Source organism: Pauljensenia sp. UMB9872, from assembly GCF_030212665.1.
GTDB lineage: Bacteria > Actinomycetota > Actinomycetes > Actinomycetales > Actinomycetaceae > Pauljensenia > Pauljensenia turicensis_B.
Genome location: NZ_JASOER010000002.1, coordinates 1 through 26,577 on the forward strand (window position 1 = coordinate 1; position 26,577 = coordinate 26,577).

At 58.0% G+C, this 26,577-nt stretch carries 20 protein-coding genes; 5 read left to right on the top strand and 15 right to left on the bottom strand.

The genetic code is table 11. The features are described 5' to 3' along the window. Positions 1–177 precede the first annotated feature (177 nt). The 5 genes from QP109_RS01200 to QP109_RS01220 all read right to left on the bottom strand — a co-directional run bounded on the left by QP109_RS01200 (position 178) and on the right by QP109_RS01220 (position 8,676). On the bottom strand, positions 178–1,824 hold the full coding sequence (locus QP109_RS01200) for an alpha/beta hydrolase (protein WP_285022821.1): 1,647 nt from the start codon (positions 1,822–1,824) through the stop codon (positions 178–180). 48 nt (positions 1,825–1,872) lie between these two features. Further along, positions 1,873–3,144 (bottom strand): DNA polymerase III subunit delta', encoded by a 1,272-nt coding sequence (locus QP109_RS01205; RefSeq protein WP_285022822.1) that lies wholly within the window; start codon positions 3,142–3,144, stop codon positions 1,873–1,875. Next, positions 3,144–3,995 carry a dTMP kinase gene (gene tmk / locus QP109_RS01210; RefSeq protein WP_285022946.1) on the bottom strand — a complete coding sequence of 284 codons (852 nt, stop codon included), beginning with the start codon at positions 3,993–3,995 and terminating at the stop codon, positions 3,144–3,146. The genes QP109_RS01205 and tmk overlap by 1 nt, the downstream gene beginning before the upstream one ends. 133 nt (positions 3,996–4,128) lie before the next feature. Next, positions 4,129–6,858, bottom strand: coding sequence for a type I DNA topoisomerase (topA, locus tag QP109_RS01215; protein ID WP_285022824.1), 2,730 nt, complete (start codon positions 6,856–6,858; stop codon positions 4,129–4,131). A 114-nt stretch (positions 6,859–6,972) separates the two neighbouring features. Next, positions 6,973–8,676: a DUF7059 domain-containing protein gene (locus tag QP109_RS01220; RefSeq protein ID WP_285022825.1), complete on the bottom strand. Its 1,704-nt coding sequence runs from the start codon at positions 8,674–8,676 to the stop codon at positions 6,973–6,975. A gap of 247 nt (positions 8,677–8,923) precedes the next feature. Between QP109_RS01220 and QP109_RS01225 the strand changes: the two genes are divergently transcribed. Together QP109_RS01225 and QP109_RS01230 are read left to right on the top strand one after the other, a co-directional pair. Continuing rightward, positions 8,924–9,868, top strand: coding sequence for a DUF808 domain-containing protein (locus tag QP109_RS01225; RefSeq protein ID WP_285022826.1), 945 nt, complete (start codon positions 8,924–8,926; stop codon positions 9,866–9,868). Between the two features lie 266 nt (positions 9,869–10,134). Continuing rightward, positions 10,135–10,758, top strand: a complete 624-nt coding sequence (locus QP109_RS01230) for a superoxide dismutase (RefSeq protein ID WP_101628036.1) — start codon at positions 10,135–10,137, stop codon at positions 10,756–10,758. Between the two features lie 81 nt (positions 10,759–10,839). On the opposite strand, the gene ptsP is transcribed toward QP109_RS01230, so the two are convergent. Beyond that, entirely contained in the window at positions 10,840–12,525 is a 1,686-nt protein-coding gene (gene ptsP, locus QP109_RS01235) for a phosphoenolpyruvate--protein phosphotransferase (RefSeq protein WP_101628037.1), read from the bottom strand. A 2-nt stretch (positions 12,526–12,527) separates the two neighbouring features. After that, complete coding sequence (locus QP109_RS01240; RefSeq protein WP_195224697.1) at positions 12,528–12,794, bottom strand: HPr family phosphocarrier protein; 267 nt, start codon at positions 12,792–12,794, stop codon at positions 12,528–12,530. A 415-nt stretch (positions 12,795–13,209) separates the two neighbouring features. Here QP109_RS01240 and QP109_RS01245 point away from each other — a divergent pair, with 415 nt between their 5' ends. Continuing rightward, the gene (locus QP109_RS01245; protein ID WP_285022827.1) at positions 13,210–14,247 is read left to right on the top strand and encodes a LacI family DNA-binding transcriptional regulator; all 1,038 of its coding nucleotides are present in this window, start codon (positions 13,210–13,212) and stop codon (positions 14,245–14,247) included. A gap of 157 nt (positions 14,248–14,404) precedes the next feature. On the opposite strand, the gene QP109_RS01250 is transcribed toward QP109_RS01245, so the two are convergent. The 4 genes from QP109_RS01250 to QP109_RS01265 all read right to left on the bottom strand — a co-directional run bounded on the left by QP109_RS01250 (position 14,405) and on the right by QP109_RS01265 (position 20,174). After that, positions 14,405–16,411, bottom strand: coding sequence for a sucrose-specific PTS transporter subunit IIBC (locus QP109_RS01250; RefSeq protein WP_285022828.1), 2,007 nt, complete (start codon positions 16,409–16,411; stop codon positions 14,405–14,407). 285 nt (positions 16,412–16,696) lie between these two features. After that, positions 16,697–18,190, bottom strand: a complete 1,494-nt coding sequence (locus QP109_RS01255) for a glycoside hydrolase family 32 protein (RefSeq protein ID WP_285022829.1) — start codon at positions 18,188–18,190, stop codon at positions 16,697–16,699. Between the two features lie 69 nt (positions 18,191–18,259). Next, entirely contained in the window at positions 18,260–18,760 is a 501-nt protein-coding gene (locus QP109_RS01260; RefSeq protein WP_502929261.1) for a carboxylate-amine ligase, read from the bottom strand. Positions 18,761–19,097: 337 nt separating this feature from the next. Then, positions 19,098–20,174: a histidinol-phosphate transaminase gene (locus QP109_RS01265; protein WP_285022831.1), complete on the bottom strand. Its 1,077-nt coding sequence runs from the start codon at positions 20,172–20,174 to the stop codon at positions 19,098–19,100. 239 nt (positions 20,175–20,413) lie between these two features. On the opposite strand from QP109_RS01265, the gene QP109_RS01270 reads away from it, so the two are divergent. Further along, entirely contained in the window at positions 20,414–20,797 is a 384-nt protein-coding gene (locus tag QP109_RS01270; RefSeq protein ID WP_285022832.1) for a phage holin family protein, read from the top strand. Between the two features lie 135 nt (positions 20,798–20,932). On the opposite strand, the gene QP109_RS01275 is transcribed toward QP109_RS01270, so the two are convergent. Genes QP109_RS01275 through QP109_RS01285 form a run of 3 tightly spaced genes read right to left on the bottom strand, consistent with a single transcriptional unit; the run spans position 20,933 to position 23,349 of the window. Next, positions 20,933–21,370, bottom strand: coding sequence for a thiaminase II/PqqC family protein (locus QP109_RS01275; RefSeq protein WP_285022834.1), 438 nt, complete (start codon positions 21,368–21,370; stop codon positions 20,933–20,935). After that, positions 21,339–23,003 carry a hypothetical protein gene (locus QP109_RS01280; RefSeq protein WP_285022836.1) on the bottom strand — a complete coding sequence of 555 codons (1,665 nt, stop codon included), beginning with the start codon at positions 23,001–23,003 and terminating at the stop codon, positions 21,339–21,341. The genes QP109_RS01275 and QP109_RS01280 overlap by 32 nt, the downstream gene beginning before the upstream one ends. Position 23,004: 1 nt before the next feature. Next, positions 23,005–23,349 (bottom strand): hypothetical protein, encoded by a 345-nt coding sequence (locus tag QP109_RS01285; protein ID WP_285022838.1) that lies wholly within the window; start codon positions 23,347–23,349, stop codon positions 23,005–23,007. A gap of 140 nt (positions 23,350–23,489) precedes the next feature. Here QP109_RS01285 and QP109_RS01290 point away from each other — a divergent pair, with 140 nt between their 5' ends. Next, positions 23,490–24,260 (top strand): fructosamine kinase family protein, encoded by a 771-nt coding sequence (locus tag QP109_RS01290; RefSeq protein ID WP_285022839.1) that lies wholly within the window; start codon positions 23,490–23,492, stop codon positions 24,258–24,260. 53 nt (positions 24,261–24,313) lie between these two features. Here QP109_RS01290 and QP109_RS01295 read toward each other — a convergent pair whose 3' ends face one another. After that, complete coding sequence (locus QP109_RS01295) at positions 24,314–26,404, bottom strand: acyltransferase family protein (protein WP_285022840.1); 2,091 nt, start codon at positions 26,402–26,404, stop codon at positions 24,314–24,316. Positions 26,405–26,577 lie beyond the last annotated feature (173 nt).

Here is a 26,577-nt window from a genome sequence, read left to right on the forward strand (position 1 = left end):
GACACCGCCTACAACCACTCACTCGGCATCCGAAAAGGCCAACTCTAATCCCGACACGCCAACAAAAACACACATTTTGTCGTTTAACCCGATATTCCTCACACACGAGGCCGCCCGCAATCCGATGACCATCTCACCCGGGGGCGGAGCCGATCAGCCTCGTGAATCAGGAGGCGGTCACGAACAACTCAAACCGTTGGCCGGAACTGTCCCATCGACCAAGTAACCTTCGACCGCGCCGATCACGCACTCGCTCGCTGATTTCGAATAGGCGGTGTGCGACCAGCCTTCAACCGAGACCAGCACACCGGACTCCAACTGAGCCGCCAAGTTCTGCGCCATCACATACGGAGTCGCAGGATCATGCGTCGTCCCCACCACAACAATTGGCTGGGCACCCTTCGCACTCACCGGATGGCGAGCCGCATGATCAGTCGGCCAGGCACTCAGAGCGGCCGACGCGTACCCCGCATCCGTGCCGAAGATCGGGAGCGTATCAGCCAGTTTCTCAGCGGCCTGCGCCCACTCTTCAGGGTTGCCAACCGGCTCATAATCAGCGTTATTCACCGCGATCAGCGCATCCATCGAATTCGACGCGAACGTGCCATCATCCTGGCGCTCACTGGACAAGTCCGCGATATACAGCAACTGCGAACCGTCACTGTCCTCTACTGCCTGGCGCACCGCCCCGGTGAGGACAGAATACGAATCGGACGAATACAAGCCCGTAATAATTCCCGTCACCGCCAGATTCCGCGTCAACGGACGGTGAGGATCCGAAGTCTCAAGTGGCTGATCTGTGACAGCATCAAGGAAGGCCACAAGATCAGCGACCGCGTCATCAACGCTTCCACTAAACGGGCAATTCTTCCCCGCAACACATTCTTCAAGCCAGTGGCGCGCGGACGCTTCAAAACCTTTCATCTGAAGATCCGACACCTGGTTGATATCCATCGCTGGATCAATCGCACCATCAAGAACGAAACGCCCCACCTTGTCAGCGAACATATCGGCGTAGAGCGCCCCAACGAACGTGCCGTAGGAATACCCAAGGTAGTTCAGCTTCTCTTGACCAAGAATCGCGCGAACCATGTCGAAATCCTTCGCCACGGACACCGTATCGATGTGCTTGTAGACGTTCCCGGACAGTTGCTGGCACCCCTCGGCGATCTTGGCGCTCAGCTCTTCGGCTTGCGCGATGATCTCAGCGGGATCCATATCGCGACCGGAGACGCCTCCGCCAGCAGTCCCACCTTCACCCAATGTGCCATTCGTCGCGTAGGCATCACGCTGGGCATCCGTCATACAGATCGCGGGGGACGAGGCACCAACGCCACGAGGATCCAGAGCAACGATGTCATACATCTTCACAACCGCATCGCCCAAACCACTCTCTACTTGGCCGACCAGCGACGACACGGCAGCACCACCTGGACCGCCAAGATTGTAGAAAAGTGCCGGAGCATCCTCGACCCCACTGCGATGCACTGCGATTGACAGTGTAATTTGCTCGCCCGAGGGCTCGTCCCAGTCCAGTGGCGCGTACAGCGTTGCACACTGATAGTTCTGCGGATCGGAAGGAGGCACCGACGAACCGTCGGAAATCTGTTGTGTCGAGCAATCGCCCCAATTGATTGTCTGACGATAGAAATCATCGATCGATGTGCCCGAAACGGCGTTCGGTTCGGAGGGGCGGATGGAGCTCTCGGAATAGCGGAAGCTGTTAATCAGGAACATTGCCGCGTTCACGATGAACGGCAACAGCAAGACAACGACAGCAACAACTGCGACAATCGCTATTCGACGCTTCGACTTCACAATCATAGGACAAGGATATGGGAGTCCTCGTCGAAGTCCGTGCTTGGGCTGTCGTTAAGCCTGGGGACGAAGTGATACTGCCATCGCTTCGAGCACAAGAAGCGCCTGTCCGTTCGACATAAGACGCTTGCGGGCTTCTTCAATTGCGGCAACGCGACCCATTGTCTGACGAGGCGTCGAATCGGACGCCAGTTCGTGAACCACATCTTCAAGATCAGTGTTCACCAGCTGTTGACCGGTCCCCAACTGCACCATCAGCACATCGCGATAGATCGCGAGCAAATCAACGAGCGCACGATCTAAGGCATCGGTCAGAGCACGCTTGGAACGACGCTTCTGATCGTCTTCCAATTGTTTGAGCATCACTCTTTGCTGACGGTCAGGTCGCTCAAATTCGTCCATGCCGAGCTGACGAAGCAAAGCTGCTTTCTCGCGCGCGTTTCGTTCAAGAGTCTGCGCATCAGCTTGCGCCTGCGCTGTCTTCAAAAGACCCTCGGCAGCGAAAACTGCTTCTCCCACGGAGCGAACACGAACCGGTGCGGTCATAATCTGACGACGGCGCTCACGCATTTCCGGGTCTTTCGCCAGCGCTCTCGCCAACCCGATATGCGACTGGGCTGTGCGGGCAGCGCTGATCGCGGTTTGCCGGTCTGCCACGCCTTCACTGACAAGTAGGTCAGCGACCGCTTCCACGGATGGAATACGGAGCCCAAGGTGACGGCAACGCGAACGAATCGTCGTAATCATATCTTCTGGGCTAGGAGCACACAGGAGCCAGACGGTGCGAGCGGGCGGTTCTTCAATGGCTTTCAGTAGCGCGTTCGCGCCGGCTTCAGTCAGACGATCCGCATCTTCAACGATGATGACGCGCCAACGACCCTGCGAAGGTGCTGACTGAGCTTGGAGGACCAGAGAACGCGCGGTATCAACAGAGATGACGCTGGCTTCTGTGGCCACAAGGTGCACGTCGGCATTCGATCCGTTCATCGTTGTTATGCAGCCTGGGCAGTGTCCTGCACCCATGTCGGCTTCGGTGCATTGGAGGGCTGCCGCGAATGCCCTGGCAGCAACCGAACGACCCGAACCAGGCGGTCCGGTAATCAGCCACGCGTGACTCATCGCGCGAGAAATGTCATCGCCGGCCGAATCGATATCGTAATCGGAGGGGTCGGCTGAAGTGCGATCCGCCTGGGAGGGATCAACAGACGCGTGCGCGTGTTCCCCATCGACGAGGCCACGCGCACCTAGCGCAGCGCCTCGAAGAATCTCGACGGCAACTTCTTGGCCGACGAGTTCATCCCAGACGTGTGCTCCACGGAGCGCCATTAGGCTTTATCTTCTTCTGCGGATGGCCACAGGGGTGCCTGTCCTGCGAGGATTCCAAGCATTGACTTCTTCTTGGATGACTTCGAAGCCTTAGCGCCGGACTTTGTCTTGGCTTTCGGCGCCGAGTGCGACGCCACCTTCGCGTTATCCGTGGTCAACGGTTCGGCAGATTTGTCGACCGATCGAGAAGGTTGATCGACGACGGTTTCATCGTCCACGTGTTGAACAACGCCAGAGCCGAAGCGTTCTTCAAGAACACCACGGATTTCGGAGAAGACTTCGTCGGGGGTGCCAACGCCGTCGATCACGATAATGCGTTCAGGTTCAGCATCGGCCAAACGCAGGTATTCATGGCGGACGCGCTCATGGAAGTCCATGGATTCGCGTTCCATGCGGTCGGGAGCGTCCGTGCGACGACGGGCCCCCACCTCTGGAGGCAGGTCGAGCAGGAAGGTCAGGGTCGGATCGAGGGTCTGGGTTGCCCACATGGACAGGGAACGAATTTCGTCAACACCAAGCGATCGAGCAGCCCCTTGGTATGCGAGTGACGAATCGATATAGCGATCAGCCAATACGACCTCACCGGCTGCAAGAGCTGGACGGATCAGGGTAGCAACGTGGTAAGCGCGATCCGCTGCATACAGCAGGGCTTCGGTCTGAGGATCGATGTCTTCGGGACCGTTTTGAACCATCTGACGGATCTGAACGCCAAGCTCGGTACCGCCGGGCTCACGGGTGACCTTGACGGTACGACCACGCTCGATAAACCAGTCACGAACGCGCTGGATCTGCGTTGATTTTCCAGCTCCGTCGCCACCTTCGAAGGTGATAAACACACCCTCAGCGCCCATCCCCATACTCCCGTCTACCGTCATGCTTTCAATCGTCGCATGACCTTCCCTGTTTTGGAACGAAGACATGTGTTCGTCGTGTGCACGTCAGTGCAGGCCTCGGTGTTCAGTTCCTGCCGATGCGCACAGGCCACTATTTCGTTGTCTTCTTTGCAGCAGTCTTCTTTGTTGTTGTCTTACGTGTCGTGGTCTTCTTTGCGCTCGGCTTCTTCGCGGTTGCACGACCTCGCTTCGGAGCTGGCCCCTTTGCACGCTTATCGGCAAGCAGCATGAAGGCACGTTCTTCGGTCAGGTCTTCGACGCTTTCTGCACGAGGCACCGTCACGTTCGTTTCACCGTCTGTCACGTACGGACCGAAACGACCGTCCTTCACCGTGACCTTCTTACCGGACACCGGGTCTTCACCGAACTCGCGAAGCGGTGGCTTTGCAGCGCCTCGACCGCGAACCTTCGGCTGAGCGTAGATCGCAAGAGCCTCGTCCAGCGTGATCGTGAACAACTGTTCTTCCGACGCCAGCGTGCGCGAGTCGCTCCCCTTCTTCAGGTACGGACCATAGCGACCGTTCTGAGCGGTAATCACTTCCTGCGTTTCCGGATCAACACCGACCTCGCGCGGAAGCGAAAGCAGTTGGAGGGCCTGTTCAAGGGTCACCGTCGACAGGTTCATGCTCTTAAACAGCGATGCGGTTCGAGGCTTCGGTGCAACCTTCTTGCGCCCCCGTGTAGTCGCGGCTTCTGTTTCTTCCGGTTCGGGAAGAATCTCGGTGATGTAGGGGCCGAAACGACCGTTTTTTGCCACCAGCGTGTGACCGGTTTGCGGATCAACACCCAGCTCGCGACCATCATCTGCAGCAAGAGCGAACAGTTCGGAGATTTTTTCGGCGTTGACCTCGTCGGGAGCAACGTCTTCGGGCAGATTGGCGCGCGTGCCATCAGCCTTTTCAAGGTACGGGCCATAGCGACCCACGCGAACAACCACGTCATCACCAACAGGCTGCGAGTTCACGGCGCGAGCATCGATATCGTCGCCGAGTGATTCGACCTGATACTTCAAGCCGTCTTCATCGCCCTTGCCATTTTCACCCAGGTAAAAATCGGTGAGGAAGTCAGCACCCTTTTCTTCACCGGTAGCGATGCGGTCAAGATCCGTTTCCATAGACGCGGTGAAGTCGTAGTCAACCAGTCCAGGCAGGCTCTCTTCCAGCAGACGGGTGACCGAGAACGCCAACCATGTCGGCACAAGGTACTGACCGCGGTGCGTGATGTATCCGCGGTCACCGATCGTCTGGATCGTTGCCGCATACGTGGAAGGACGACCGATGCCACGCTCTTCCATGGTCTTGACCAGAGTTGCTTCGGTGTAGCGACCCGGAGGCTGAGTCTGATGTCCTTCAGGGATTGCTTCCACGACGTTTGCGCTATCGCCTTCGGAGACGTTCGGCAGAGTTGCTTCTGCTTCACTATCCTTTTCAGCGTCGTAACGACCCTTGTCACGGCCTTCTTCGTAGGCCTGACGGAAGCCGGGCTCGGTGATGACCGTGCCGGAGGCGGAAGAAACAACAGAGTGCGCGCCATCGGATGTGGCAACGTCGGTAGCAACACGAATCGTCGCGGTAAAACCGACAGCGTCGGTCATCTGCGAGGCAACCGTACGCTTCCAGATCAAGTCATAGAGAGCCAACTGCTGACGGCTCAGCTGACCTGCAACCTGTGCGGGGGTACGGAAGTGATCGCCGGCGGGGCGTATAGCTTCGTGAGCTTCCTGCGCCCCTTTCGCAACCTTGCCGTACACGCGAGGCTTCTCGGGGACAGAGGCAGCACCGTAAAGTTCTGCGGCCTGCGCCCGTGCTGCGGCAATGGCTTGGCCGGACAGTGCAGTCGAGTCGGTTCGCATGTAGGTGATGTAACCGGACTCGTACAGGGACTGAGCGGTACGCATTGTCGACGAAGCATTCCAATGCAGCTTTCGCGAGGCTTCCTGCTGCAGTGTGGACGTTGTGAACGGTGCTGCCGGACGACGACGGTACGGCTTCTGCGTGACCGAATCAATAACCGACTTCGTGGATGCTTCCAACGCGATGGCGAGGTCTTGAGCAAGTGCCCCATTCAGGTGCAGGACGTCAGCCTTTTCCGACTTGTCCTTCAGAACACCCTTCTCGCTGAAGTCGGAACCTGTTGCTACGGATCGACCATCAACGTGCGTTACCTTCGCATTGAATGCGTCACCTGCTTCGATGCGGGTCTGGATTGACCAGTATTCAGCGGGAATGTGGGCAATACGGTCACGTTCACGATCCACGACCAGACGGGTTGCCACTGACTGCACACGGCCAGCCGACAGGGAGGGACGGATCTTGCGCCAGAGCAGAGGCGAGACCTCATAGCCGTACAGGCGGTCAAGGATTCGACGAGTTTCCTGAGCATCGACGAGCGCCGTATCGAGCTCACGAGTGTTCTCAAGCGCGCGAATAATCGCTTCCTTTGTGATTTCGTGGAAGACCATGCGCTTAACCGGCACCTTCGGCTTCAACACCTGCAAAAGGTGCCATGCGATTGCTTCACCTTCGCGGTCCTCATCAGTTGCCAGGAAGAGTTCGTCGGCTTCTTTCAGCGCGCGTCTGAGTTCGGTGACCTTTTTCTTCTTGTCCGGGTTCACCGCATAGTAAGGAGTAAAACCGTGCTCGACATCGACGGCGAAGCGACCGTAGGGGCCCTTCTTCATGTCGGTCGGCAGTTCCTTCGGCTGAGGCAAGTCACGAATATGCCCAATTGATGCTGTCACATGGTAGTCGGGACCCAGGTATCCCTCGATGATCGCAGCCTTCGCGGGAGACTCCACGATGACCAGCTTTGACGCTCCCATGACTCACCCTTTCGGTGCCTAATTTGAATTCAACGAAAATCGTCGCGCTTGCCTGACCTTACAACGGACCCGGCAAATTTCGCGCGCTGTCCACTCGGTGGCAGCGAAAGTCCACTAGACGGTCGACTGCTTGCTACACGTCGCAACTTCAAGCATTCCTGCCCGAATCAGGGCTCGAAGCGGAGCGTCGACTTCCGCGCGAACGTCTGAGATTTCACGGTCAGTGAGCATCGCCACGGCCGCACTGATCTGCCCGACCTCTAGTTCGCCGTCGCACGCCCCAACAATCGCTGACACGGCGGTGCCAACCATGATGGATCGTCCAAGTCCACTGCCCTGATGCATGATCATGACATTCGGATCAGGGATACCTGGAACATAGTGGCGTTCTTCAGTCACGTCATCGGCACGAACCAGAGTCAGAGCACCAAGATCGTCCGGAAGGCGCAACACATCCAACGTGCGCTCAACATCTGCCCCTAACGGCCTGCGCCCAGTGAGTTCAAGATCGAAGTGCTGGATTCCGCGAGCGCCACCCTCTTCGTCCGCGTCCAGTCGTCGCATGGCAACAAACCCCATGCCGACTGCGCCGACGTTCGCGCTGTCAAAGTCGGCGAGCCATTTCGCGTATGCGATTTCCCGCTTCGAATCTACGAGGCCGGAAGGGTCCTCGACACCGACCAGCGCTCCGGATTCGCCAATTTCCAGTTCACCATCCGCTTCAGGATCCGCGTCGTGGGGATCAGCATCTTGAAGCCACATTTCTATGTACTGCGCGGGGTCCAAGACATCGCGCTGGACAATCCACGCGTCCACGGGCCGGTCGGAGAACCAAGGCTTCAGACGATCTGACCACCCAGAATCGGGATCCACATCCGCGGGGATCTCCCAGTTCCCAATCATCTGCATATACCCGCCGGGCACCAGATGATCTGGGCCCGTCTGGATTACGGTGCGGACTAGTTCGTCACGACTCATCCCGCCATCGCGATATTCCAGCAGATCGTCGCCGTCTCCGCGCAGAACATCGGGAGTAATAACGAAGGGAGGGTTCGTCACGATCAGATCAAAGGTCTGTCCAGCGACGGGTTCAAAAAGCGAACCCGCACGCACATCAATCTGCACGTCATTCAACGCCGCATTAAAGCGTGTGAACTGGCACGCGCGCTCTGACAGGTCAGTCGCCACAACACGTTCACAATGAGTTGCCAAGTGCATCGCCTGGATTCCGCACCCACACCCCATATCGAGGGCAGACGTAAAAGGCTTTCGGATCGTCATCTCAAGCAGACTGGTGGAGGCTCCACCCACACCCAACACGTGGTCAAGACGAAGAGCTCTGCCTGTCACCATTGACGACAGATCCGAGGCAATCCACCAATTCAGCTGTCGAGTCGAATCGGAATCCGACCCACCACCGACCATAACGTCGGGAATCACGGCACAGTAGGGACGCAGGTCAACCGTCGCGCGGTAGCGCGACGGAGAGCCCAAGTCAGCCACGGGTTGCACAAGACCCAGCGACACGGCACCAGCAACGCCACATGCAGGGAGTGCCTGATCCAACTGCTGGCCCGCCACCGTATCGCCCAGCATGAAGAGCCGGGTCAAAACAGAGATTGGAGCGCTCTGAGCACGCAGTTCAACCAACGCAGGCACACGCTGTTCACGCCCCAAGGCTGAGAGAGCACGTTGCGACACAACCTGCTCGAGAGCATCGACGTACCAGCCGGCACCATCAAAGTCAGAGCGCAGACACGCAATCAGTGCCAGATCGATGATCGGCGTATCGGTAACAGCCACTTCGGATTCGTTCATGACACCAACACTAGTTGCCACCATGGACAAATCGAATTGCACGAACCGCGCCCTATGGACAAGCAAACTTTTATCCACAAGCGCGGCCTCGTCACTAAATCACCAACGACCAGCGGAAAGCGAACGTGCCCAACCCAACCACGCACCAACTCCTTGCGCACTCGCTCCCCACGCCCGCCCTCACTACACGCAAGCGCCTGAACGCTGGCATGATGAGACGTACACACCGTCTACTTCAAGGACAAACATGGCCGGCGGACTCATCGCACTTCTCGACGACATTGCCACGCTCGCGAAAGCAACAGCATCATCCCTCGATGACATTGCTGCGGGCGCCGCAAAAGCATCATCGAAAGCCGTTGGCGTCGTCATCGACGACACCGCCGTCACCCCGCAGTATGTGGCTGGCCTTGACCCGAGTCGTGAAATCCCGATCATCAAGAAGATCGCGCGCGCATCCCTTATTAACAAGCTCGCCATCATCCTGCCGGTCGCACTGATCCTCACCTGGCTGGCCCCCTGGCTTCTGCCCGTCATCCTCATCGTCGGCGGCTCGTATCTCTGCTTCGAAGGCGGAGAAAAAGCTCTCACCAAGCTCCACCTCTACCCCGAACACGTTGACCTCGAGGACGCAGCGACCCCCGTTACCCCGGAAGAAATTGAGAAGGGCATCGTCTCGTCCGCCAGCCGCACTGACCTGATTCTTTCTGCGGAAATCATGCTCATTTCGCTGGCCGGCGTCACCATCACCTCCAACCTCGTCAAAGTTGGCATCATGGTCAGCGTCGCCTTCTTCATGACCTTCTTCGTCTACGGAATCGTCGCCGTCCTGGTCAAAATGGATGACCTTGGCCTACGTCTCGCAGAAAAGAAGGGTGGCGTTGCCAGCTTCGGACGAGGCCTCGTTTCCGTCATGCCGAAGGTCTTCACCATCATCGGAGTCGTCGGCACACTCGCCATGCTCTGGGTCGGTGGACACATCATCATCTCCTCCCTCAACGACCTCGGCTTCACCGCGCTCCACCACATCGTCGAGCACGGCGTCTCCTACGTCGAACACCTCGGTGGCGCCGCCACATGGACCGCCGAAACCGTCCAATCCGGCATCTTCGGCCTGATCTGGGGCATCGTCCTCGCCTACATCTGGCTCGGGATTTCCAGCGTCATCAAGCGGGTGCGTCACACCAAGTGAGGGCATCGACAAGGCCCCAACGCACCATCTCCATCAACAGGGACGAGCTCACGCACTAATTGCGCCAAGACTTACGACAGGCGGGCGCGGCCTCGTGAAACCACACCCGTTGCACCCAACGCGCGTTTTATTCCCAGCCGGCAATGGCTGAAACCTCACGTCCGTGTTCCACCGTTCCCGTAGCAAAAGGGGACTAAAGCCCTGTACCCTCGAAAGTGTGAACGGCAGTCGCGGCACTGCCATAAATACCTAACGAAGGAGACGCAATGACCGTCTACACGCTCCCCGAGCTCCCCTACGACTACGCAGCACTCGAGCCGCACATCTCCGGCACAATCATGGAACTGCACCATGACAAGCACCACGCAAACTACGTCGGTGGCGCAAACACCGCCCTTGAGAAGCTCGAAGCAGCGCGCGAATCCGGCGACTTCGCCGCCATCAACCTGTACGAGAAGAACCTTGCGTTCAACCTCGGTGGCCACACCAACCACACCATCTTCTGGCAGAACATGACCCCCGACGGCCAGGGTCGCCCCGAAGGTGAACTCGCCGCAGCAATCGACGAATACTTCGGCTCTTTCGAGAAGTTCCAGGGCCAGTTCGCAGCCGCTGCCCTCGGCCTGCAAGGCTCCGGCTGGGGCATCCTCGCATGGGATGCACTCGCCGGCCGTCTGCTCACCTTCCAGCTGACCGACCAGCAGGGTAACATCCCGGTCGCCACCGTCCCGCTACTCATGCTGGATATGTGGGAGCACGCCTTCTACCTCGACTACCAGAACGTCAAGGCAGACTACGTCAAGGCATGGTGGAATATCGTCAACTGGGACGACGTCGCAGCACGCTTCGAACGCGCCCGCACCCAGTACACCGGCCTGGTTGTCGCCTGATACCTGCCTAGTCTCTGACTAACAAAGCAGAGCCCCGGACCTCTAAGAGGTCCGGGGCTTCGTGCTTCAATCAGAGGTTGCTCAGAGCAACGCCAGCATCGTCGGCGAGACGAGCTTCAAGACATTGTTGCGTCCCTCTTCAGCCGTCGGAGCATCCAGCGCATAGGCAGCCATCTGCTGGCAGGTCGCCAGGTCGTGCAGGCGAAGAGCGGCGCGAACAGCGTTCACCTTAGTCGGCGCCATCGACAGGGAACCGACACCCAAACCGGTCAAAACCAGCGCCAACAGTGGGTCGCCGCCGGCTTCACCGCAGACACCGATCGACTTGCCTGTCGAACGACCACCTTCACAGGCGAACTTGATCATCTGCAGGACCGCCGGCTGCCACGCGTTGAGCAGCGGAGCAAGCTCGCCGTCCATGCGGTCAGCGGCCATCGTGTACTGCGTCAGGTCATTCGTACCGATCGACGCAAAGTCAACGATGGACAGCATCTGGTCTGCGCGGATAGCGGCCGCGGGAACTTCGATCATGATGCCGACCTTCGGCAGACCCACGCCACGTGCCTTGTCGGCGAACCACTGGGCTTCCTCAAGAGTGGACACCATCGGGGCCATGACCCAGAGGTCGGCTTTCGTGGCCTCGTAGGCGGCAGCCAAAGCGGCCAGCTGCGTATCAATCAGGTCCTCGCGAGCCTGGCAGAGGCGCAAACCGCGACGGCCAAGCGCCGGGTTTTCTTCCTTGCCAAGATCCGCGAACGACAGTGGCTTGTCGGCACCGGCGTCGAGCGTGCGCACGACAACACGACGGTCACCGAACGCCTGGAGAACCTTGGTGTAGGTTTCCGTCTGTTCTTCTAGCGAAGGCGCATCCGCGCGATCAAGGAACAGGAATTCGGTACGGAACAAGCCGGAGCCTTCAAGGTCGAACTTGGCTGCACGTTCAGCGTCATCGATTGTGCCGATGTTGGCAAGAAGCTTGACCTTGTAGCCGTCGTAGGTCGCACCTTCACCGGACGAGCCGGCAAGCGCGGTGGCGCGATGACGCGAACGCTCTTCGAGAAGCTCAACTTCTTCGTCGGTCGGATTAACGATAACTTCACCGACGCCACCGTCAAGGGCGAGCATGCACCCTTCGGTGACATCGAGAATGCTGGTCACCTTCACGATTGCCGGAATGCCAAGCTGAGCAGCCAGAATCGCGGTGTGCGACGTGGGGCCACCGATTTCGGTGATGATGCCCTTGACCTTCTCAGGGTCCAGGGTTGCAGTTTCAGCGGGCGCCAGATCGCGAGCAAGCAGGATGACGGGCTCATCGAACGAGGGAACGCCGGGAGCCGGAAGTCCGCGCAGTTCGCAAATTGCACGGTCGCGCACGTCGTACAGGTCGGTGGCGCGTTCCGCCATGTATCCGCCCAGCCCGCGGAGCATTTCGGCGTATTCTTCGACAGCTGCTTCGACTGCGGCAGTCACACCGAAACCCTTCTTCAGCTTCTTGTCGACCCCCTTTGCCAGACCGCGGTCTGACGCAAGTTTGGCGGTGGCTTTCAAGATCGGCTTCGACTCTTCGGGAGCCGTTTCCATACGTTCTTTGAGGCTATTGCTGACTGTTGCGAGAGCTTCGCGCACACGGGCACCGTCCGCCTCGGGATCGGTGCAAGCAGGTTCGTTCGTATCAACGCCGGGCGCTGGGCGCACGATTGCTGCCGGGGCAGCGGCTGTTCCGGCTGAGACGCCGATTCCGTGGAGGACTGAGTGTCCGGTGCTCATGCTCACTCCTTGTCGAGATCGCGCGAAAGCAGTTCGACCAGCGAGTCGAGGACTGCGCCAGCGTTGTCATCTTCGGTGGACAGGGTGACTTCGTCGCCGTGCTTGACACCGAGGGTCATGATTTCGAGGAGCGATGCTGCGTCTGCTTCTTCACCGTCGAACGAGATAACGATGTCGACACCGGATTCATCAACGGCATCGGCGAGGACGGCAGCGGGGCGCGCGTGCAGACCAACGGAGGAGGCGACGACAACAGAACGAGAGATCATGAGGTTTTCCTTCCAACCCGGGTATGTCCATCGTTGGACATATCGACCCTTGCCCTTAAATCGTAAAAGGAATTATCGCGCCTGTCAGCACAGTTTCATGGTGCAGTTCCGCGATCATTGTCACGTCGCCGCCTTCCGCCTTCTTACTCATTCACGAGGCCGACCACACTTTCATCACCCACAACCAACCCGAGGGCCGACTGTATCACGCGCCAAGACGCCCGGCCTCGTCCCCCTTTTTGCCTGCTCAACACGCACTTCACCAATTATTTCTACGCATCAGACACACAATCAACAGACGACGAAAATGAGTAGTCAGTAAATAGGCTCACACTTCGACAGAAGTCCATATGGTCTGCACACATCAACATCTAAAATGAACCGAACAACTGCGAGCAAAACAAGGACCTAACCCGTGAAGTCACACTCCGAGCCCACCCTGGCCGACGTCGCCAAAGAAGCCGGCGTCTCATTGACCACCGTGTCGCGAGTCCTCAACAACCGCGGATACCTGTCCCAAACAACAAAGAACCGCGTCGGCGACGCAATCGCGAAACTTGGATACCGTCCCAACCAGCTCGCACGCGCACTCCACGGCAAAAAGTCCGACACCATCGGATTGATCGTCCCGACTGTCGCACTCCCCTTCTTCGGCGAACTCGCCGTCGAGATTGAAAACGCCCTTGCCGAACACGGTTACCGCATCCTCATCTGCAACTCGATGGGACACGCGGACCGCGAACGCGACTACTTGAACCTACTGGTCGGAAATCGAGTCGACGGTATTATTTCTGGCGCACACAACGAAGCGCTCGAGGAATACCAAACGATCCGCATGCCACTGGTCACCATCGACCGCGAGCTCTCACCCCGGATCCCTAACGTCCGTTGCAACAACGAAACCGCCGGATACGACGCCACCAGGCGCTTGTTAGACGCAGGCTGCCGCCGACCGGCCCTGCTGACCTCGCGCTCGCACCCGAAGAACCTGCGCGAGCACGGATATCGTCGAGCCCTTGGCGAAGACGGCATTGAACCGGTCATTCTTGAAGTTCCCTTCCACACGGATCCTGCGATCCGCCAACTGGCCGTCAACGAATGCCTCAACTCTATCGCCGAAGAAATTGATGCCGTTTTCGCCACCGATGACCTGGCCGCGGCCGAGGTCCTCGAATGGGCGCGCCTGCACAACCTGACCGTTCCAGGCGACCTGCGAATCATCGGCTTCGACGGAACCCAGGCTATTCACCGCGCTCTTCCCGGACTGACCACGCTACGCCAGCCCCTCGATCTGATTGCGCGCAAGGCCGTCGAGATCCTGCTTGCGCAGATCAACGGTGAAACCGGCACCGAGGCCCACAGCTTAGCCGATGCATCCGACGCTTCTCACGACCACGCGACTAGCGAAAGCTACGAGTTCCCAGTGACTTTCATTGAAGGCTGGACCGCATAGAAATACTCCCCGGAAGAAGGAACCAAATTAACTAGTCCAACTTTCGGGGAGCACTTCACAACCGTCAGTGCCCCTTCATTATTCGCACTCAGATCACAAACACGACGGGGAGAAGGTCGTAGCCTTCTCCCCGTCACGTGTCAGCAATGAAACCCGATCAGGCGCTTACTTCCTTTGGGCGCGCCTCAAGGAAGGTATCGTTCGCGGAAACGATGCCCGTTCCAGAAAGCTCGACGGAGTCGAACTTCTTCTTGTTGGTGACAACAACCGGGGTGATGGTGTCATAACCGGCTACGCGGATACCGTCCCAGTCAACCTCGGCGAGGACGTCGCCGCGACGGACCATGTCACCCTTGGCGACGCGGGGGGTGAAGCACTTGCCTTCAAGCTTGACCGTGTCCATACCAATGTGGATCAGGACCTGCATGCCGGATGCGGACTTCAGGCCGTAGGCGTGGCCGGTCTCGAATGCGACCGTAACCTTGCCGTCGAACGGTGCAATGACTGCGCCACCGGCGGGGATGATTGCTGCACCCGGGCCGAGCATTCCCTTGGCGAAGGACTCGTCCTTGACCTGCTCGAGCGGGATGATTTCACCGGCGAGAGGTGCGGTGATGGTGTAGTCGGTGTCTGCGCCTTCGGCGTATTCAACAACCTTGGCTTCTGCGACGCCAGCAACTGCAGGAGCTTTAGCGACGACTGCGGAATTGGCGGATACTGCGACTGCGCCACCTTCGACCATGTCAGCCTTGCCTCGCGTCGAGGCGTAGGCGAAAGTGCCACCGAAAGAGAGGGCGAAGACGAGCATTTCGAGGAGCAGGTACATCGGAATGTCGTTCGGGATGATCGACACGAAGCCGACGAAACCTGCTGCACCGAGTGCCTGGCCACGAACATCGAAGAGTGCGACGCCGGCGGAACCAATTGCTGCAGCAACCATGCCGACGTAGAAGGGCCAGCGCAGGCGCAGGTTGACACCGAAGATTGCGGGTTCGGTAATACCGAAGACTGCGGACGCACCACCGGCGCCGGCGAGGCCCTTCATCTTGGCATCGCGGGTCTTCAGGAAGACAGCGAGGGCTGCAGCACCCTGAGCGATGTTTGCCATGGAGGCGATCGGGAAGATGAAGTCACCGATACCACCGTTAACGGGGAGCAACGGGATTTCAACTGCCGGGAAGGACTGGTGCAGGCCGGTGACGACGATCGGCGAGTAGAAGAAGCCGAAGATCAGGCCACCGATTGGGCCGAGCGTGGAGTAACCCCAGTTGATGCCGTTGGTGATGCCTTCTGCAAGAACGCGGGTGACCGGGCCGATCGCGATGAATGCGAGGAAACCGGTGAGGAGCATGGTGACCAGCGGGGTAACCAGGAAGTCAACGGTGCCGGACAGGCGCTTGTGTAGCCACTTTTCGATGACGCACATGACGAAGGTGACGGCGAGGGTCGGGATAACCTGTGCCTGATAGCCGATCTTGGCAACTTCCATGCCAAAGAGGTGCCAGTATTCAACCTCTGCGTCGCCGGCAAGTGCCGCGCCAGTATTCCATGCATTGAGCAGGTCGGAGGAGATCATTGCCGCGCCGATTGCTGCACCAAGGTAGACATTGCCACCGAAGCGTTTTGCAGCGGAGAAGCCGACTAGGACAGGCAGCGAAGCGAATGCTGCCGACGAGATCATGTTGATCAGGGAGGCGTAGTCAGCGATGGCCGGGAACATTCCAACGACGGACTGTTCACCGAAGAGGCCTTCAGCGGTCAGAACGTTGTTGATGGCCATCATCAGACCGCCGGCGATCAGGGCGGGGAGGACCGGGACGAAGATGTCAGCAATCATCTTGATGAAGCGCGAGAAGAGGTTGCCGGACTTCGCGGCTTCTTCCTTGGCTTCGTCCTTAGAGACCTCGCGGACAGAGTGGTTTTCGACCATCTTGCGGTAGACGTTGTCGACATCGCCGGGACCGACGATGATCTGGAACATGCCACCTGCTGCGAAGGTGCCCTTGAGGTCTTCGTTCGCATCGAGGGCAGCCTGGTCAATCTTGGACTCGTCGGCAATAACGAGTCGCAGGCGGGTTGCACAGTGTGCGGCTGCGCTGATGTTATCGGCGCCTCCGACTGCTTCTACAACTTCGGACGCCACCTTGGCGTAATCCATTGCCATCCACGTTCCTTTCTCGGTGGGCCAGGCGCGTGTACAACCTCGTCGTTCACTACCGGGCTATATAGCAATCGTTTGACATACTATGTGCGCTATATGCCTCAGCGCAAGGGCTTTTGTCTCATTGTTATGTGGACTTTTCGCCGAACTGGCGCGCGAAAATGTGCGCTTACCACCTAAGTAGTGCTGACCTGCGGACACATTCCAGCTGGCAACCCACCCAGATTGTCGATTCACGAGGCCGCGCACACATCTCACACACCACCCTTTACATGGCGCGGACATCTTTCAGTCCAAACGAGCCCTGCACACGTTTGTCAGAGTTGCAGAACCCGATTCGCATCGCGCTTCGAGCCCAGCTGCTTCACCGTTGAGGAAGGAGCGGAAGGTGAAGGCCTTGCGACCATCTCCGAGGAAGATTTCGGTGAGAGACCGGTCATGGATGATCTCAATATGCTTCGATTCTTCTTCCGTGAGCGTCACAGTTCGTGTATCTCCGTTCGGGTAACGCGAATCGGAGCGATCAACGGTCAGGGATGACGGGCTCAGTACCACATTCACTCCCGCCCCTGTAGAGCCGATGGCAAAAGTAACGGAGGCGGCCTCGTCGGACGAAGAAGCGGAAGGTGCGTTGAACTCGACGTCAGCGGAGAACCTCCATGAACGCGAACCCGCGAGAGTCTCCACTTCGGAGTCGAACGACAGCGGCAAGCCGGGCAAGTAGGGACGCTGAACAAGCACGCCGTCAACCAACACCAGCTGTCGCGGAGAGGTCAAGCAGTGCACCCAACCACCGGTTTCGATCGAGGGCTGGTCATCTTCGCTGGCGTTGCCTGCCCAGCCGACGAGGAGCGCGGGCTTCTCGTCGCTCCACGCACCCCACGCGGTGTCGGTGCGCGCGTAGACCTGGGGAGCGTAGAACTCGAAACCACGGTCGAGCTCGGTAAATGAGCCGTCACACTCGGTAAACTGGGTGCCGACCAGTTTTCCGACGATGTAGATGCAGGGGAAGATGTTTTCGTAGCCTTCGACGTCGGGGGCGATGCCCTGGGGGCAGAAGATGAGGACGTCGCGGACTTCGCCGGTGGCCTCATCGCTCAGGCGAACAAGGTTCGGGCATTCCCACATGTAGCCGAAGGCGTCGAATGCGCCGTTCGCATCGGGGAAGGTCATTTCTCCTTCACATTCCCAGGTGCGCAGGTCGCTCGAACGGTAGAGAAGGGTGGCGCCGGTTTCGTTTTCGCGCTGCACGCCGAGGAGCATGCGGTAGCTACCCGGCACTTCGGGATCGGCCCAGACCTGCGGGTCACGGAAGTGAGCGGTGTAGCCGTCGGGTTGATGTCCGATAATCGGCGGAACAAGCTTGGTATACGACTTCATGTCGGGCGTGACGACGACGCACTGGGTCGCTTCGCGCTCACCGGTCTGCGGATCCTTGTAGTTGCCCGTGTACCAGAGTTCCACTCCTTCTTCGGTCGCGATCGCAGTACCGGAGTAGGCGCCGTTTGCGTCCTGGTGACTGTCGGGCAAGATCGCGGGTTCCAAGTATTCCCAGTTCACGAGGTTCTTCGACATCGCATGACCCCAATAAACAAGCTTCTTCGGGTGCTCCGGGGTGTACTGGAAGAAGGCGTGGTAGGTGTCGTCGACTTTGATCAGGCCGTTCGGATCATTGAGGCGCCCGACTGGCGGGGCGACGTGAAATTGGGGGTAATCCGCATCTTCGCGGGCATGAGAGTGACGTTCAGCGTTGAGTGCAAGAGCCAGGAAATCCTCAGTCATTCTTCGAGAGTAGCAAGTATGTCACTCGTTTGACAGATACTTTCGGTCATAACTTACAAACACCCCGAATCAGTCGGCCCGAAGCGGTCTTCCCGCACAAAGCTCCGCAACTGCGTGGCGGACCGGGCCTCGTAAATCGCTGGCAGAGCTGAACGCTACACGAAGCCGGGAAACCTGCGAGCCTGCGCCCACCATCTGCGCGCACACCGACAGATCCTCTGCGCACCCCAGATCGACTCCAGCCGGGCGTACCCACTCAAGCACATCGCTTAACAGCTGCGCGAACGGGGCCACGTCCCCCGCACTATTGACCACCAAGTCAGCGTCCGTACCGAATCGGGAAGCACGCCACTTATTCAATTCCAGCAATTCGCGAGGCAACACCTCAGGTGCGACCCCACGATCAAGATCACGCGACACCGTCTCAACCAAAGCGTGAACAAGCGCGGACAAAGCCCGTAATTCCGTCATATTCATCGCCGAATCGAACGAGCGGACCTCAATCGTTCCGAAGCCCGGCGATGGTCGAACATAGTCGATGGCCCAGAAATGATTGCGCGCTTCAACAATGCGAAGGGTGCTCGGAGTAGAGCGAGTCTAGCGAGCACTCGAGATAGTCGACTACCCGACGTAAGACGTGCATAGCAATTGGCTCACCGCGACCTATCTTTGCGATTCTGCGAGAAGAAATACCGAGGTTTTTCCAGCTGGGTGCGATTAATCCCCACCTCGATCACCTTTTCGATCAGACCGTCGTAGTAGTAGGTTCCCCACAAGATACCTCCAGTCTCTACTTGCCTCCCACCACAGGCATACCTTTACTTATTGTCCTGAAATTCACCCCATAGGTAAAGGTATGCGTGAAGAAAGGAAAGTAAAGCTAACCCCGCCCTCCACAAGAAGGACATCAACACCCAGCGAGCGGCCTCGTCACCTTCAAAAACTCATCATTCATATCGGGTGTAGCTACCGACACGCGCACACCGTCTGCGAAGGGACGGACAATCAACCCCGCTGCCGCACACGCATCGACCACTTCATTCCCCGCACCGGGAAGGAAGAAGAAGTTCGCCTGCGAATCAGGAACCTCAAAACCAACGTCACGTAGCTCGGCGATCATGCGATCACGCTCCGCAGCGATTCTTTTCGCCTGCGCATGGATTTCCTCAGCTTCAGCCAGAGACGCGAGCGCTCCAGCCTGCGCAACAGTCGAAACACCAAAAGGAATCGACACCGCTTGGATTGCACCGATCAGGTCCTCATGCCCGATCGCGTACCCAATGCGAATACCCGCCAGCGCATGAACTTTCGAGAAGGTGCGCATCACCAGCACGTTCGAATGCTCGCTGATCAGCGGAATTGCGGTGCTCACACACGGATCCGTCACGAAATCAATGTAAGCCTCGTCCACCAGGATCAGCACATGCGGATTCACGCGCTCCACAACGTCGTGAACCTGTTCGAACGTGAGCGCCGGCCCCGTCGGATTGTTCGGCGAACAAAGAATTAGAGCACCCACATTGTCTTCATTCGCAGACGCCACCAGCGCCTCAAGGTCGTGCGCCCCATCAGCTAACAGCGGAATCGGCACCCCCACTCCGTGAACGCTGGGGATCGCGATCGGATAGGACTCAAATGAACGCCACGGGTAGACGACGCGCGTGCCCGGCTCACACACGACATTGAGCGCAGCAACAAGTAACGCTGACGAGCCCGTTCCTACGCACACCTGCTCCGGTGCCACATCAAAACGCTCGGCAACCGCCTGGCGAACCGGTGTCGCCGTCAGATCCGGATAGCGATTCACGCTTTCGAGCGCTTTTGTCATCGCCTGAACCACCTTCGCCGACGGCCCATCCGGCATCTCGTTCGATGACATCTTCACCGCACCGGGCGCACTCTTGCCCGGCTTGTATCGCGGTAGGTCTTCAACGGCGCAACGAATCGGGACGGTCAAAGCAGCGTTGTCACGTGGTGCGTTCATGCTTCTAGTCCTACCCCACTTGGGTGGCGTAGGTCAGTTCAATGCCAGCAGGTGGGCGAAATCGTGTCTTCGTCGTGGCATTCGCCCAGGGTGTACCTAGGAATTCACGAGGCCGCGCTCGCCTTCAGAGCTTTTCGATTTACTCGTGGCGCGGGTCGGCAGGCGTGGAGAGTCGGAATGTCGCCCGTGAAAAACCGCCTGCGGATGCGAAAAAGCTGGAATGCAGGCAGACTGGAAGTATGGAATTTATACTTCGACTCATTGCAACCATGGCTGGTATCTGGGCAGCGACCCTGATTGTGCCGTCGATCAATTTCACCGACGGAACGTCACTAGCCTCCACTCTGATCGCCCTTGCGGTGATCGCGTTGGTGTTCACTCTGGTGAACTCCCTTATCAAACCTTTGGTGAAGGTTCTGGCCTTCCCCCTGTACATCCTGACCTTCGGTTTGTTCGCCATCGTTACCGACGCCCTGCTGTTCATGCTGACCGGCGCACTTTCAACATCCGTTGGCATTCCCTTTGAAACGGGTGGCTTCTGGGCAAGCTTCTTTGGTGCTGTCATCACCGCAATCGTCTCGTCCCTTGTTGCCGGCTTGATTGGCGCAAAGAAGGACGAGTAGTCCGCGTTCGGGCAGGTGACAATGTGAACCGCTGAGATTAGGGGTGCGGGGTGTTCTGGATCCAGAACACCCCGCACCTTCGTATTGCTAGACACTTCACATCTCAGGCCGATGCAGGCGTTGACCGATGCCCTTTCAGATTGGCCACGTCTCCATTCGCCATGCCGCGTCCCAGAACATCCATTCGTATCGGCTGGCCTGAACGAACGCGTCCCTCATGCGCTGGCGTTGGAGTTCTAAAACACCTTCGGCCGCGCGGTCAACGATCCCGCGGACGATCTTGGTTTCTTCCGCAAACACGGGGTTTGCGTACATTCCAATCCAGTCACCGTAGGGGTGTTTTTCAAGGTCACCGGCAGTGTCGAGGAGCTCAGTCCCCACCACTTGGTAGATCCAGAAGCAGGGCAGAACCGCTGCGACAGCAATCCCGTATTCACCGCTGGCAAGCTGGGCTGCTTCGAGCGCTGATTCAACCTCGTCGGACGCGGTTTCAGAGCGGTCGTCTACATCTGTCCACCGGCGTTTATCCGATTGTTCAGCCCTAGTCGTGAATGCGCCTAGTGTCGAAGACATACGCCTGAGAGGTTGTCTGCTCGGTCAAACCAAGCGATTCGGTCCGATGTTCTTCCCATTCTTTCACTTTGGTAAGCCCCGGCTCATTTTGGCGATTCTCAATATCTCCTAGCAGGTTGCGGTAGGTTTCAATGTCGTGCGCAACCAGATTCTGCCCCTGTTTTTCGGCCGGGATGTACGTTTGCCCATCAAAGTGAACGGTTGTCACCCCTTGGGAAGTCGCTCCCCCGTCGAGTGCTGGCACCAGGTCTCTGGTGTTCTCTAATGCGAGAACGTGGACTTGCGAAGGAGCCTGCGATCCGCCAATCGGGGACCCCGCTGTCAGGGCTGATACGACGTGGTAGTTCTGGTTCACGTCGCTACTGGTCGCCAGTTGAGCGGCAATAATGCCTCCTTGCGAATGACCAACGAATTCGACGGGTTCATCCGCTTTGATTCCAGCCATTTTCATCGCCTCTAGGACCGCGCGAGATTGGTCGGATTCGCGCCCTGCTACCCCCTCAAAATTGGTAAGCATATCCTGCGGGTTACTTCCCCCAATGCTCCACTTCTGAGTACCTCGAATGACGACTGACCAGGACGAACGTGTTCGTGATCCACCTGGCGATGACGCATCGGAGGGGATCGGAGTGCTGTGTTCGATGATCTTGATTTGCCCTTCTTCTCCTCCTGATTTCAGTCCTGAAAGTGACTCCAACAGTTGTGATGGTTTGAGCGGAGTTTCAACCGTAGAAATAGGAGTAGGGGCGCTCATTGCAGGTCGAATATCGGAGGCAGAAGGGGTGACCACGCACTGAGTCGGATGCGAACGGATCGCACCAACCCCCTGTCCCACTCCACCGACGATCGACAGAACGGAAAGCGCGAAAGGCGTATGCGGACTCGCCACCAATATGGGAGCGAATCCTTCTTTCACTGCTTTGATAATCCGATGTCCTCTGCCAGCTCCTGACGAGGAGCCTGTCTGAATTTCCACGCCCGTGACATTTCCGAAGAACAGCGCACCAATTCCGGACGACCACGATGCAGCGTACCCGGCGACCTGCTTCGTTGAGCTTCCAGGCACACCGCGCCAAGCGCCGAAAGGATGCAGAACGCCGAAGGAGAACGCATCAAGGTCGCGTTCAAAACGAAGTGCCGTTAAACCATCTGAGCGCCCGAACATGAACGCCAGGATCGCTGATAGGACATCAAGATTCCGCGAGCGCACATCCCATGTGTTTTCCCTTAGCCACTGAGCAATCATCGGAAAGCCCGGCGCAGGCTCTTTGAGGTTCGACTGCGACAGATTCAGGTTGAAGATGGGACTGTCGTTATGGATTGACGACAAAAGCGCAACCGCTCGCGAGTCCGCGCCCGAATAGATGGCTGCACAGTAGGCGATCGAGTCGGCGAATGCGGACAGTTTGGCGCGAAGATACGTCATCAACGAGGCCACTTCTTCTATCGCACTAACGGCCGTGTATGCGGTGGGGCTGAGCCCGATGCCTAGGCGTGCATGATCCTGAGCCAACCGAGTGGAAGCGATCAATGCGGATAGCGACTCTTCACTCTCGCGAAGCCGGGAACATGCCATGATTAACGCATCCGTATCAACGTACGTTGGCCCGCTTGTCACAACAATTCTGTTCATATCAGAACGCACCCGATGACTCAGAGAAGGTATGTGAAGCAAAAGAGGCAGGCGTATACGCGCCCAGCGATAACGGATTTGTTGTTTGTCCGGGCATCAGAACAACGCTGGCTAGCTGACACTCAGCAATCGCCGTGTCGAGCGCTAAAAGCGCATCATCTGCCGAGTCCATGACCACTCCGAGCTGTCCTAAAAGCACCAAGAGGTCATCTCGAGCTGCGTCTGCAGCTCCACCCTGCCAGTCTTCGAAGCGCTCACGTGCAATGTCGCCGTGTACGTCTTCAAGCACTGTGCATACGCTCCACATTGATTCGCGGGCGACCTGCATATTGCCTACTTCATCCACGGATCCTCCTTCCGCTCCTCACGCTAGAAGGACACTGAAAACGAGGAAAGTCGAGGGAAGCGAAATTGTGAATAACCAATTACAGGGACGAGCACCTGTGGATATCCTCGTAACAATTGCAGCCCCTAAGGAGTAACACCGTGGAGACGTTCCGGAAAAGTGACCATCGGCCTTCAAAGATCTCCCATGAAGTCACATCGCTCTTATGGCTCGCGGACGCGGGCGATCAGGCAACGCGGATTGTTCCCGTGCTCGATTACGGGAAGACTTGGCTCGAAGAACCAGTCCTGTCTCGCGTCCAAGCAACCCCGCGGATGGCTGAGGAATTCGGACGAGCTCTAGCGTATACGCACGCAGCGGGCGCACCTCATTTAGGCGCTCCACCGCCCGGGCATACAACCGACGGGTGGATGGGTGAAGCTCCATTGCCTCTCTTAGCCGATGGGGGCAGTACATCTTGGGGACAGTACTACGCCGAATACCGGGTTGAGCCCTATATTGACTGCCCAGCTTTTAGCCAGACAGACCGCGAGCGCCTGCATCAATTTGCCGAAAAACTCGCTTCTGGGGCGTTTAACCATGACCAACCCGCTCTTGTGCGTTCCGGGGAAGTATCTCGACTTCATGGAGATCTGTGGAGCGGAAACGTCATGTGGACACCCGATGGTGTCACTCTTATCGATCCAGCAGCCCAAGGGGGTCACGGCGAAGAAGACTTGGCGATGCTCGGTGTTTTTGGTTGCCCTCATCTGGAAACAATCCGCGATGCGTACGCCGAAGCATCACCTCTTCAGGACGGCTGGCGCGAACGCATCGGGCTTCACAGTCTTCATATTCTGATCATTCACGCCTATCTTTTTGGCGCGTCCTACCGGTCAGATGTAATGCAGATAGTGAAGAAATACGGCTAGCACAGCAGGCGGGAGTCCCGCTGGGGCGAGCGCTCCACTTGCCGTGTGCTGAATCAGTACGCCGATTGTGCTCCGAATTGAGAATCCGTTTCAGCACTCCCTTCACTGTCACGCAGGGAGATCTGAAGGGCCTCGTTCAGAGCACTCCGGATTGCTTCAACGTAAATCTGATGACCCTGATCCGTTGCCGGGTGCACGGAGTCTCCGGCCAGATCCTCGGGGTGACGGGAAATAGGGTTCGCCCAATCGGCCACGAACACGTTCCGGTAGCGCGTTGCTGCACGCCAAATCGTGTCATTCGACGGTGGGATCCACGTTGTGCGAGCAGGACCGAATGCAGTGACCAGGATGAGCTTTCTCTCTGGCCCGATCTGGGCAACAAGAGCGTCAATCTGGTCGTCTGTCACGGCATTATTCGTTGCCAGTGAGATGACGACGTATTCGCGAAGCAAGCCCTGCGCGTTCAAAGAATCGATGATGGGACCAGCAACAAGAACAGAACGCGAGACCTCGGCATCAACGTAGACACCCGGGAATGCTTCACTAAGCGCAGCCGAAGAACCCAGGGTGACCGAGTCGCCAATAATCGTGATTTCTTCGCCGGTGACCTGTGGGGGCGTGTAGTCGTAGCGGCGGATGAACACTGGTTCGCCACTTTGTGCGCCAGACTGTGCGTCGCTTTGGGTCTCGCTCTGCGACTGGTCGCCCGACGACGCCGTATCCGTATCCGCGGACTGCGAGCCGGACGTCATCGCATCGCTGGCAAGAGCCGACATTGCTCCCTGTTCAATGGCGATTTGAGCACTCGACTGATTCGGCGAAAAGGTGAGTGCAACCGCAAACAGGGAAGCAATCATCAGCACAATCACAGCGATGACGATGCGGACTTTTTCAGTGAATGTCAGAAAACCTGACCACACGATACGGCACCACTTGAGGAAGCCGACGCGACGAATTGGCGTCTCAATAAACCTGTACGACAGCGTGGCGAAAAGAAGCGATGCCACTGACACGATCATTGCCGACATTGGCAGACTCATCTGGGGAGCCAAGTAGAAAGCGAGCACCCACAACGGCCAATGCCACAGGTAGATTCCGTAGGATCGTTCACCCAGCCACACCAGGGGACGTAGTTCAAGCGACTTGCGAAGCAGACGGGCACTCCCGGCGTAGGACGCGTCGGGAAGCAAGCCACGGATTGTGAACGCCGTCGTCAAAGACACGATGACCATGCCCCACGGGTACATGAATGACTCCGGAAACACAGTCATCAGGAACATCGTGGCAAAGAATGAGATGACGCCGAAGAAGCCGATATATCCGGCATGTTTGGCGCGTTCGTCGACCATTCGCATGGCGTTAGGAACGGCGAATGCGAGGGCCGCGCCGATCATTAGACCCCACAGGTGAGTGTCTGTTCCCATGTATGCGCGCGAAAGGTCGTGGTCGACTAGGACAGCGTGCCATACGGTCGATGCTCCGCCGATTCCAAGAGCACTCCAGATTCTGAGGTGTTTCGGCAGCCGAACCAGAAGAAGAAGGATCAGTGGCCAGATGACGTAGAACTGTTGTTCAACGGCGAATGACCATGCGTTGGTCAGGAGTAGTGGCGACTGTTGTTCGAAGTAGGAGGCGCCGGAGATGATTTCAATCCAGTTGTACGTTCCGGTGAGCACGCCGACGACTTGGCGAGGGAGTGCAACGAGCGCATCTGTCCCGCTGAGCAGAGCAAGGATTCCCGCACCAATACACGTCGTGACCGCCGCCGGGACAAGACGCCTGAAACGTCGAATCCAGAAATGATCGATCCCAAGTGAACCGGTGGAATCCAATCGGTCGATCAGCAGTAAGGTGATGAGGAAGCCCGACAGGACGAAGAAAATGTCGACGCCCGCGAACCCGGCTTTCGCATACTGCGGGAGCAGGTGGTAGACCAGAACGAACATCGCTGCGATGGCACGAATACCATCGAGTCCCTGCAAGCGTCGTCGAGTTGTCAGGGTTGGCGTCGGTTCCGATGGGGTGGACGAGGCCGCGCCTGCTGACGAATCCCCTTCGTTGTCCGAGTGCGCGGACTGAGAACCAACACCGGATTGACCGGAGGATTCAAAAGCACTCGGGCTCGGAGTATGGGTTTTCGTCACGCCCAAGATTTTAGAGTATCCACCATCGGGACACCCCATCGGGTGACGCACCTCAAAAGGCCATACGCTCTGACGTTGAGCAGCCTCGTCCCCTATTGACCTGCGGATACACTGCCCGCTGTCTTTTCACGCGCACCCGAACGTGTCCGGCATCATCACCTTAGTTGCTGAAC

Excerpts from the sequence above, each read along its gene's own strand:
- QP109_RS01265 (WP_285022831.1), bottom strand. The coding sequence starts at position 20,174 with ATGAACGCACCACGTGACAACGCTGCTTTGACCGTCCCGATTCGTTGC.
- QP109_RS01200 (WP_285022821.1), bottom strand. The coding sequence starts at position 1,824 with ATGATTGTGAAGTCGAAGCGTCGAATAGCGATTGTCGCAGTTGTTGCT.
- topA (WP_285022824.1), bottom strand. The coding sequence starts at position 6,858 with ATGGGAGCGTCAAAGCTGGTCATCGTGGAGTCTCCCGCGAAGGCTGCG.
- QP109_RS01205 (WP_285022822.1), bottom strand. The coding sequence starts at position 3,144 with ATGGCGCTCCGTGGAGCACACGTCTGGGATGAACTCGTCGGCCAAGAA.
- QP109_RS01280 (WP_285022836.1), bottom strand. The coding sequence starts at position 23,003 with ATGAACAGAATTGTTGTGACAAGCGGGCCAACGTACGTTGATACGGAT.
- QP109_RS01270 (WP_285022832.1), top strand. The coding sequence starts at position 20,414 with ATGGAATTTATACTTCGACTCATTGCAACCATGGCTGGTATCTGGGCA.
- ptsP (WP_101628037.1), bottom strand. The coding sequence starts at position 12,525 with ATGAGCACCGGACACTCAGTCCTCCACGGAATCGGCGTCTCAGCCGGA.
- tmk (WP_285022946.1), bottom strand. The coding sequence starts at position 3,995 with ATGGGCGCTGAGGGTGTGTTTATCACCTTCGAAGGTGGCGACGGAGCT.
- QP109_RS01250 (WP_285022828.1), bottom strand. The coding sequence starts at position 16,411 with ATGGCAATGGATTACGCCAAGGTGGCGTCCGAAGTTGTAGAAGCAGTC.
- QP109_RS01230 (WP_101628036.1), top strand. The coding sequence starts at position 10,135 with ATGACCGTCTACACGCTCCCCGAGCTCCCCTACGACTACGCAGCACTC.
- QP109_RS01255 (WP_285022829.1), bottom strand. The coding sequence starts at position 18,190 with ATGACTGAGGATTTCCTGGCTCTTGCACTCAACGCTGAACGTCACTCT.
- QP109_RS01240 (WP_195224697.1), bottom strand. The coding sequence starts at position 12,794 with ATGATCTCTCGTTCTGTTGTCGTCGCCTCCTCCGTTGGTCTGCACGCG.
- QP109_RS01220 (WP_285022825.1), bottom strand. The coding sequence starts at position 8,676 with ATGAACGAATCCGAAGTGGCTGTTACCGATACGCCGATCATCGATCTG.
- QP109_RS01225 (WP_285022826.1), top strand. The coding sequence starts at position 8,924 with ATGGCCGGCGGACTCATCGCACTTCTCGACGACATTGCCACGCTCGCG.
- QP109_RS01275 (WP_285022834.1), bottom strand. The coding sequence starts at position 21,370 with ATGTCTTCGACACTAGGCGCATTCACGACTAGGGCTGAACAATCGGAT.